Below are 10,430 nucleotides of genomic sequence, written 5' to 3' on the forward strand. Positions count from 1 at the left end.
CCGCCGGTCCGCCGCCGGGGCGGACGCCGCGGCCGGGCCGGATTTCGCGGCGCGGCTGGCCGGGCTGGACGCGGCCCGGCGGCTGGACGCCCTCACCGGCCTGGTCCGCGCGGGCGTGGCCGCCGTCCTCGGTTACGGCTCCGCGGGGGACGTCGACCCCGACTCCCCGTTCAAGGACCTCGGCCTGGAGTCGCTGACAGCGATGGAGCTGCGCAACCGGCTCGCGCAGGCCACCGGGCTGCGGCTGCCCGCGACGCTGGCCTTCGACTACCCGACCCCCGCGACGCTGGCCGCGCACCTCGGCTCCCGGCTCTCCGGGGACGGCGCCACGGCGGGCGCCCCCGCCCGCGCGGCGGCCGGAACGGACGAGCCGGTCGCGCTCGTGGCGATGGCGTGCCGGTTCCCCGGCGGCGCGGGCTCGCCCGAGGGGCTGTGGGACCTGGTCGCGCGGGGCGTGGACGCCATGGCGGCGTTCCCGTCCGACCGCGGCTGGAATCTGGACGCGCTGTTCCACCCCGACCCCGACCACCCCGGCACCAGCTACGCGGACGAGGGCGCCTTCCTGCCCGGCGCCGCGGAGTTCGACGCCGACTTCTTCGGCATCAACCCCCGCGAGGCCCTCGCGATGGACCCGCAGCAAAGGTTGCTGCTGGAGGCGTCCTGGGAGGTGCTGGAACGCGCGGGCATCGATCCGGTGTCGCTGAAGGGCAGCCACACGGGTGTGTACGCGGGCGTGATGTACCACGACTACGCGGCCGGTCCGCCCGGCGGAGGCGACGCGAAGCTGGAGGGCTACTCCATGCTGAGCAGCTCGGGCAGCGTGGTGTCCGGCCGGGTGGCGTACACGCTGGGCCTGGAGGGGCCCGCGGTCACCGTGGACACGGCGTGCTCGTCGTCGCTGGTGGCGATGCATCTTGCGGCGCAGGCGCTGCGGCAGGGCGAGTGCGATTTGGCGCTGGCGGGCGGTGTCACGGTGATGGCCACGCCCGAGGTGTTCACCGGTTTCTCGCGGCAGCGGGGTCTGGCGCCGGACGGGCGGTGCAAGTCGTTCGCGGCGGCGGCGGATGGAACGGGCTGGGGTGAGGGCGTCGGGCTCGTGCTCCTGGAGCGGCTGTCGGACGCGAAGCGCAACGGCCATCGCGTGCTGGCGGTGCTGCGCGGCTCGGCGGTGAACCAGGACGGTGCGAGCAACGGGCTCACCGCCCCGAACGGGCCGTCCCAGGAGCGCGTCATCCGGCAGGCCCTCGCCAACGCCAGGCTGGACACCGGCGAGATCGACGCCGTCGAGGGACACGGGACGGGCACGACGCTGGGCGACCCGATCGAGGCGCAGGCGCTCCTCGCCACTTACGGGCAGGGGCGGGCCGATGATCGTCCTTTGTGGCTGGGGTCGGTGAAGTCCAACATCGGGCACACACAGGCCGCCGCCGGTGTCGCCGGGGTCATCAAGATGGTGATGGCGATGCGGCACGGGACGCTGCCCGCGTCCCTGCACATCGACGAGCCGTCTCCGCACGTCGACTGGGATTCGGGAGCCGTCCGCCTGCTCACCGAGACCGTGCCATGGCCGGACGCGGGCCGTCCGCGCCGGGCGGGGGTGTCGTCGTTCGGGGCCTCGGGGACGAACGCCCACCTGATTCTGGAGCAGGGGCCGGACGTGGAGCCCGTCCCGGTGCCGGGTGAGGCTGACGGGCTGGTGCCGTGGGTGGTGTCGGCGCGTGGGTCCGAGGGGTTGCGTGCGCAGGCCGAGGTGCTGGCCGGGCATGTGGCGGCCTCGGAGGATTCGGCGGCGGAGGTGGGCTGGTCGCTGGTGACGTCCCGGTCCGCATTGGAGGAACGCGCGGTCGTCCTCGGCCGGGACCGCGATGAGCTTCTGGCCGGAGTCCGCGCCGTCGCCTCGGGAGAGCCCCTCCCCGGCGTCGTCCTCGCGGACAAGGCAGCCGAGGGCGGGACCGTGTTCCTGTTCAGTGGCCAGGGCAGCCAGCGGCTCGGGATGGGCGCGGGGCTGTACGAGCGGTTCCCGGTGTTCGCGGAGGCGTTCGACGAGGTCTGCAAGGCGCTGGACGCCGAGCTGGAGCACCCGCTCAGGGACGTGGTCTTCACCGGACTTCCCGGCCGGGACGGCCTGCTCGATCACACCACCTACGCGCAGGCGGGTTTGTTCGCGTTGCAGGTCGCTCTGGCGCGGTTGCTGGAGTCGTTCGGGGTGCGGCCCGATGTGGTGATCGGTCATTCGATCGGTGAGGTCGCGGCGGCGTATTTGGCGGGTGTGTTCGATTTGGCGGATGCGTGTCGTCTGGTGGCGGCGCGTGCGACGTTGATGGGTGCTCTTCCTGCGGGTGGGGCGATGGCGGCGATCCAGGCGACCGAGGAGGAGTTGGTCGGGGAACTGGACGGCACCGGTGTGTCGATCGCGGCGCTGAACACTCCGGACAACACGGTGGTGTCCGGCGAGGCGGACGCGGTCGCCGCGCTGGTGGCCTCGTGGTCGGCGCGCGGTCGTAAGACCAAAGTCCTGACGGTCAGCCACGCGTTCCATTCCCCGCTCATGGATCCGGTGTTGGAGGAGTTCGCCGCCGCTATCAGCGGGCTGAGCTTCTATGAGCCGCGGATTCCGCTGATCAGTAATCTCACCGGGCGGCCGGCCGATGAGGAGATCGCGACTCCCGGGTATTGGGCGCGGCAGATCCGGCGGCCCGTCCGGTTCGCGCCCGCCGTCGAGCACATCGCACCTCACGCCGGTGTCCTGCTGGAGCTCGGCCCCGATCCGGTGTTGGCGACCGCCGCTCAGCATGGGCTTTCCGAGTCGCGGGAGCCGGTGGTGGTCTCGGCGTTGAGCGGCAAGCAGCCGGACGAGGCGGCCTTGGCGCACGCTCTGGCGCGGCTGCACACCGCAGGGCGGACCATCGACTGGGCCCCGTGGTTCCCCGCCGACCCGGCGCCCCGGGTCGTGGACCTCCCCACCTACGCCTTCCGGCATCAGCGGTTCTGGCTGGACGCGTTCGGTGGCAGTGGCGGGGACCCCGCCGGGCTGGGGCTGGCGTCGGCGGGGCATCCGCTGCTGGGCGCGTCCGTGGAACCGGCCGAGGGCGACACCCGCCTGCTCACCGGGCGCATCTCGACGCAGGCGCACCGATGGCTGGCCGACCATGTCGTGGCGGGCACGGCCCTGGTGCCCGGGGCGGTGCTCGTGGAATGGGCGCTGCGGGCCGCCGACGAGACGGGCTGCGGCGGCGTGGACGAGCTGATGGTCCAGGCTCCGCTGGTGCTGGACGCGGGCGAGTCCGTCCGCGTCCAGGTGGCGGTGGACGCCGCCGGACCCGATGGGCGCCGCGACGTGCGGATCCACTCCCGCCCCGACCGCCCCGACGGTACGTGGACGTGCCACGCGCAGGGCGTCCTCGCCCCCGCCGAGGACGCCGCCGAACAGCCGGGCGGCGCGGCGCGGGCATGGCCACCGGCAGGCGCGCAGCCCCTCACAGTCGACGGCCTTTACGAGCGCGTCGCGGCGGCCGGATACGAGTACGGGCCGGCGTTCCAGGGCGTCCAGGCGGTGTGGCGGCACGGCTCCGACGTGCTGGCCGAGGTCGTCCTCCCCGACGCCGCGGGCGCGGCGGACGGGTTCGGGATCCATCCGGCCCTACTGGACGCGTCCCTGCACGCGCTGCTCACCGTCCCCATCGTCGAAGGGGAGCTGGACCAGCGGACGTGGCTGCCGTTCTCGTGGAACGGCGTCTCCCTGTGGGCGAGCGAGGCGAGCACCGTCCGGGTGCGGCTGTCGCCCGAGGACGCCGCCGACGGCGAGCGCGTCGTGCGCGTCGAGCTGACGGACACGGCTGGGGCCCCGGTGCTGACGGCCGGCTCGGTGGTCATGCGCGCGGCCGACACCGAACGCCTGAGGACGGCCGGGAGCGGCGGTGGAGTGGACGGCCTGTTCGCCGTGCGGTGGACCGCCCTCCCGGCCGACGCCGCCCCGGCGGAGGCCGGATCACGGGAGAGGGACTGGGCGGTGCTCGGAGCCGACCGGCTCGGCCTGCCCGATGTGACGACCCTTCCCGACGTCGCGGCCGTCGCCTCGGCGGAGGACGTGCCGTCGGTGGTGCTGACCGCTGTGCCGTCGGGCGATGGAGTGGACGTCGTCGCGAGTGTTCTGGGTCTGGTTCAGGAGTGGCTGTCCGAGTCCGCGTTGTCGGATGCGCGGTTGGTTCTGGTGACGCGGGGTGCGGTGTCGGTGGAGGATCCGGATCTCGCGGGTGCGGGTGTGTGGGGTCTGGTGCGCAGCGCGCAGTCGGAGAACCCCGGCCGGTTCGTCCTGCTGGACCTCGACGACGACACCGCCGACCTCGCGACCGCTCTGGACCGGGCCCTGGACGCGGACGAACCGCAGCTCGCCGTGCGGTCGGGACGGACGCTCGTCCCGCGGCTGGTACGGGCCGCCCCGGGCGACGGCGGCGCGATGGACGCCCCCGCCTGGCGTCTGGCGTCCGGAGAACCGGCCACGCTCGACACCGTGGCGGCCGTCCCCTGCCCGGAGGTGCTGGAGCCGCTCGGCCCCGGCGAGGTCCGCGTCGCGGTGCGTGCCGCCGGGATCAACTTCCGTGATGTGCTGGTGAGTTTGGGGATGGCGCCGGGTCAGAGTGGTCTGGGTGGTGAGGGTGCCGGTGTCGTGACCGAGGTGGGCTCGCAAGTCACGGGCCTGTCGGTCGGCGATCAGGTGATGGGTCTGTTCCCCGGCGCGTTCGGGCCGGTCGCGGTGGCGGACGCGCGGATGGTCGTGGGCTTGCCGGAGGGCTGGGGCTTCCGCGAGGGGGCCTCGGTTCCGGTGACCTTCCTGACGGCCTGGTACGGGCTGGTGGAGCTGGCCGGACTCCGTGCGGGTGAGTCGGTTCTGATTCATGCCGCGACGGGTGGGGTGGGGATGGCGGCGGTGCAGATCGCTCGTCATCTGGGTGCGGAGGTGTTCGCGACCGCCAGTCCCGGCAAGCACGCCGTCTTGGAGGAGATGGGCATCGACGAGGCCCACCGCGCGTCCTCGCGTGATCTGGACTTTGAGGAGAAGTTCCGCGATGCCACCGGTGGTCAGGGTGTGGACGTCGTCTTGAACAGCCTGGCCGGGGAGTTCACGGACGCGTCGTTGCGGTTGCTGAAGGACGGCGGCCGGTTCATGGAGATGGGCAAGACCGATATCCGTGACCCTGAGACGTATCCGGATGTGCGGTACCGGGTGTTCGACCTGGTCACCGATGCGGGTCCGGATCTCATCGCGCGGATGTTCAGCGTGGTGACCGGGTTGTTCGCGGCCGGGACGCTGCAACCGGCTCCTGTGCGAGCGTGGCCGCTGGGCCGGGCGCGCGAGGCGTTGCGGTTCATGAGCCAGGCCCGTCACACCGGCAAGCTCGTCCTGGACGTCCCACCCCCGGTCGACCCCGACGGCACGGTTCTGATCACCGGCGGTACCGGTGCTCTGGGCGCCTTGGTGGCCGAGCATCTCGTCCGCACCGGTCAGGCACGGCACCTGACGCTGGTCAGCCGCCGGGGCCCCGACGCTCCGGAAGCGGCCGAACTGGTCACGAGGCTGGCGGAGTTGGGCGGCCGGGCCGAGGTCGTGGCGGCGGACGTGACGGATTCCGGCGCGGTCGCTGAACTGGTGAAGGGCATCGATCCCGAGCATCCCCTCACCGGTGTGATCCACGCCGCCGGTGTCATCGACGACGCGGTGATCACCTCACAGGACGCCGAACGGCTGGAACGGGTGTGGCAGACCAAGGCCACGGCCGCCCACCACCTGCACGAGGCCACCCGGGACCTCCCCCTCGGCATGTTCGTCATCTTCTCCTCCGCCGCCGGAGTGTGGGGTGCGCCAGGGCAGGCCAACTACGCGGCGGCCAACGCCTACTGCGACGCGCTGGCGGCGCACCGGTACGCGTCCGGGCTGGCCGGTCTCTCGGTGGCCTGGGGTCTGTGGGCCGATTCAAGCGGCATGACCGGGCACCTGGGCAAGGCCGACCTGGCGCGGATGAACCGGACGGGGATCAGGGCCATGAGCGCCGCCCAGGGGCTGGCCCTCTTCGACGCCGCACTGCGGCACGGCGACCCGAACCCCCTCGCCGCCGACCTGGACGTCCGGGCACTGGCCGGGCAGGCAGCCGGGACGCAGCCCGCCTTCCTGCGGGCGCTCGCGGGCGGCGGCCAGGCCCGGCGGGTCGCCGCCTCCGGCCGGGCCCCGGCCGACCTGGCGGGCCGGCTGGCGGGGCTGCCCGCCGACGAGCAGGACCGCGTCCTGCTCGACCTGGTGCGGGCGCAGGCCGCGGCGGTGCTGGGACACGCCGACGCCGACGCCGTCCAGGTCGACGCGCCGTTCAAGGACCTCGGGTTCGACTCCCTGACCGCGGTGGAGCTGCGCAACCGGCTGTCGGCGGCCACCGGACTGCGGCTCCCCGCGACGTTCGTCTTCAGGTACCCGACGGCCGCCGCCATCGCGGCCGAGTTCCGGGCGACGCTGGCCCCGGCCGCGGCGGAGCCCGCCGAGCCGGTGTTCGCCGAGCTGGCGCGGCTTGAGGAGGCGATGGCGGGCGCGACGCTCGACGCGGAGGCCCGCGGCGGGCTGGCCAAGCGGGTGCAGACGCTCCTGTGGCGGCTCGGCGACGGCGCCGCCGAGGCCGGTGCCGGGCAGGACGGCGCCGGGGAGGACGGCGGGGACCTGGAGTCCGCCTCCGACGAGGAGATCTTCGCGTTCATCGATCGGGAACTGTGAGCATGGCCGGAAAGCGAGGACCGATGCCGGGCACGGAAGACAAGCTCCGCCAGTACCTGAAGCGGGTGACGGCCGACCTGGGACAGGCCCGCCGGCGGCTGCGGGAGGTGGAGGACCGGCAGGGCGAGCCGCTCGCCGTGGTCGGCATGGCGTGCCGGTATCCCGGCGGCGTGCGCGGCCCCGAGGACCTGTGGGAGCTGGTCGCCTCCGGCGGCGACGGCATCGGGGAGTTCCCGGACGACCGGGGCTGGGACCTGGAGGACCTCTACCACCCCGACCCGGACCACCCCGGCACCACCTACGTCCGGGAGGCCGGGTTCCTGCGCGACGTCGGCGAGTTCGACGCCGGGTTCTTCGGGATCGGCCCGCGCGAGGCCCTCGCGATGGACCCGCAGCAAAGACTGCTGCTGGAGGTGTCGTGGGAGCTGTTCGAGCGGGCGGGCCTCGACCCCGCCGCGCTGAAGGGCGGCTCGACGGGCGTGTACGCGGGCATGTCCAGCCAGGACTACATGACCAGGATCCCTCGGATCCCCGACGGCTTCGAGGGATACGCCACCACGGGCAGCCTCACGAGCGTGATCTCGGGCCGGGTGGCCTACACGTTCGGGCTGGAGGGCCCCGCCGTCACCGTGGACACGGCGTGCTCGTCGTCGCTGGTCGCCATGCACCTGGCCTGCCAGGCGCTGCGGCAGGGGGAGTGCGACCTGGCGGTGGCCGGGGGCGTGACGGCGCTGACCACGCCCACCGCCTTCGCCGAGTTCTCCCGGCAGCGCGGCCTGGCCCCCGACGGCCGGTGCAAGGCGTTCGCGGCGTCGGCGGACGGCACCGGCTTCTCCGAGGGCGTCGGGCTCGTGCTGCTGGAGCGGCTGTCGGACGCGCGCCGCAACGGCCGCCGGGTGCTCGCGGTCGTCCGCGGCTCGGCCGTCAACCAGGACGGCGCGAGCAACGGGCTCACCGCGCCCAACGAGGCCGCCCAGGAGCGGGTGATCCGGCTGGCGCTCGCGAACGCGCGGCTCGCCGCCGACCAGGTGGACGCGGTGGAGGCGCACGGGACGGGGACGGCGCTGGGCGACCCGATCGAGGCGCAGGCCCTCATCTCCACCTATGGGCGGGAGCGCCCGGACGGCCGTCCGCTGTGGCTGGGGTCGGTGAAGTCGAACATCGGGCACACGCAGGCGGCCGCCGGTGTCGCGGGTGTCATCAAGATGGTCATGGCGATGCGGCACGGGACCCTGCCGCCCTCGCTGCACGCCGGCGAGCCGACGCGGCACGTCGACTGGGACGCCGGTGGGGTGCGCGTGCTCACCGAGACCGTGCCGTGGCCGGACGCCGGCCGTCCGCGCCGCGCCGGGGTGTCGTCGTTCGGCATCTCCGGTACCAACGCGCACCTGATCCTGGAGCAGGCGCCCGAGCCGGAGGCCGAGCCTGAGTCCGAAGCCGAGCCGGTGCGCGTCGACGGCGTGGTGCCGTGGCCGGTGTCGGCGCGCGGGCACGAAGCTCTGCGCGGCCAGGCCGAGGCGCTGGCCGGGCATGTGGGGGCCTCGGAGGACTCGGCGGCGGAGGTGGGCCGGTCGCTGGTGACGTCCCGGTCCGTGCTGGAGCGGCGCGCCGTGGTCCTCGGCCAGTCCCGCGAGGAGCTGCTTGCGGGCGTGCGGGCCCTCGCGGACGGCATGCCGCACCCCGGTGTCATCGGCCCCGAGGACACCGTCGCGGGTACGACCGTGTTCCTGTTCAGTGGCCAGGGCAGCCAGCGGCTCGGGATGGGCGCGGGGCTGTACGAGCGGTTCCCGGCGTTCGCGGAGGCGTTCGACGAGGTCTGCGGCCTGCTCGATCCGCATCTGGAGCATCCGCTGAGGCAGGTCGCCTTCGCCGGTGACGAGGAACTGCTGGACCACACGACGTACGCCCAGGCGGGTTTGTTCGCGTTGCAGGTCGCGCTGGCACGGTTGCTGGAGTCGTTCGGGGTGCGGCCCGATGTGGTGATCGGTCACTCGATCGGCGAGGTCGCCGCGGCGTACTTGGCGGGTGTGTTCGATTTGGCGGACGCGTGTCGTCTGGTGGCGGCGCGTGCGACGTTGATGGGCGCTCTTCCGCCGGGTGGCGCGATGGCGGCGATTCAGGCGACCGAAGAGGAACTGGCCGGGGAGCTGGACGGGTCCCGGGTGGTGGTCGCGGCGTTGAACACTCCGGACAACACGGTGGTGTCAGGTGAGGCGGACGCGGTCGCCGCGCTGGTGGCCTCGTGGTCGGCACGTGGTCGTAAGACCAAGGCCCTGACGGTAAGCCACGCGTTCCATTCCCCGCTCATGGATCCGGTGTTGGAGGAGTTCACCGCCGCTATCAGCGGGCTGACCTTCCACGAGCCCCGGATTCCGCTGATCAGTAATCTCACCGGGCGGCCCGCCGATGAGGAGATCGCCACTCCCGGGTATTGGGCGCGGCAGATCCGTCGGCCCGTCCGGTTCGCGCCCGCCGTGGCTCACGTGGCCGACCAGGCGGGCGTCCTGCTGGAACTCGGCCCCGACCCGGTCCTGGCGACCGCGGCCCAGCAGACCTTCACGGCGGAGCGGGAACCGCTGGTCACCGCCGTGCTGGACCGCAAGCAACCCGACGACCAAGCACTGGCCGAGGCCCTGGCGCGGCTCCACACCGCGGGCCGGACCATCGACTGGGCCCGGTGGTTCCCCGACGACCCGGCGGCCCGGGTCGTCGACCTCCCCACCTACGCCTTCCAGCGGCGCCGCTACTGGATGGCCGACATCGTGCCCCCCGGCGCGGCGCCGAGAGAGGACGCGGAGGAGGACCGGTTCTGGGACGCGGTCGAGCGCGGTGACGCCGGAGTCCTCGCCGACACGCTGGGCCTCGCCGGGGACGGCGCGGACCGCGCGTCGCTCGGCGCCGTCCTGCCCGCGCTGACCGGCTGGCGCCGCGGGCGGCGGGAACGCTCGGCCATCGACTCCTGGCGTCACCGGGTGGCCTGGCGGCCCCTCACCGGCCTCGCGGGCGAGGCCCGGCCCGGGTCCTGGCTCATCGTCCACCCGGCGGGCGGCGCCGACCCCTGGCCGGAGGTGTGCGGCGACGCCCTGGGCGGCGCCGGTGACCCGGCGCACCTCTTCGAGGTGAGGGAGGACGCCGACCGGGAAACGCTCGCCGCGTCGCTGCGGTCCCGGTTCGCCGACGGCGCGCCGCCCACGGGCGTGCTGTCGCTTCTCGCCCTGGACGGGCGGCCGGACGCGCGGTGCCCCACCCTCACCCGCGGGCTGACCGGCACGCTCGCCCTGCTGCAGGCGCTGCTGGACGCGGACCTCGGCGCGCCGCTGTGGTGCGCCACGCGCGGCGCGGTGCCGGTGGACGGCGACGACCCGCTCGACTCCCCGGAGCAGGCGCAGGTGTGGGGCCTCGGCCGGGTGGCGGCCCTGGAGCATCCGGACCTGTGGGGCGGGCTGCTCGACCTGCCGGCCCGCCCCGGCGACCTGCGGCCGGACCGGCTGCGCGCCGTCCTCGCCGGGACGTCCGGGGAGGACCAGGTGGCGCTGCGCGCGGCCGGGCCGTTCGCGCGGCGGCTGATCCCGGCGCCCGCCGGGGACTCGGCCCCGGCTGGGGACTGGTCCACCGGCGGCACCGCCGTGGTCACCGGCGGCCTCGGCGAGCCGGCCGCGCACGTCGCCCGCTGGCT

The 10,430-nt window shown here is 74.1% G+C and carries 2 protein-coding genes; both read left to right on the plus strand.

Going from position 1 to position 10,430, the window contains the following annotated elements:
• On the plus strand, positions 1-6,754 hold a 6,754-nt coding region (locus E1291_RS33945; RefSeq protein WP_131742166.1), incomplete at its 5' end, for a type I polyketide synthase.
• Positions 6,755-6,777: 23 nt separating this feature from the next.
• The coding region (locus E1291_RS33950; RefSeq protein ID WP_131742167.1) for a type I polyketide synthase at positions 6,778-10,430 on the plus strand (3,653 nt) is incomplete at its 3' end.

Origin of the sequence: Actinomadura roseirufa, from assembly GCF_900659635.1 — a bacterium.
In the GTDB taxonomy this organism is placed as follows: domain Bacteria; phylum Actinomycetota; class Actinomycetes; order Streptosporangiales; family Streptosporangiaceae; genus Spirillospora; species Spirillospora roseirufa.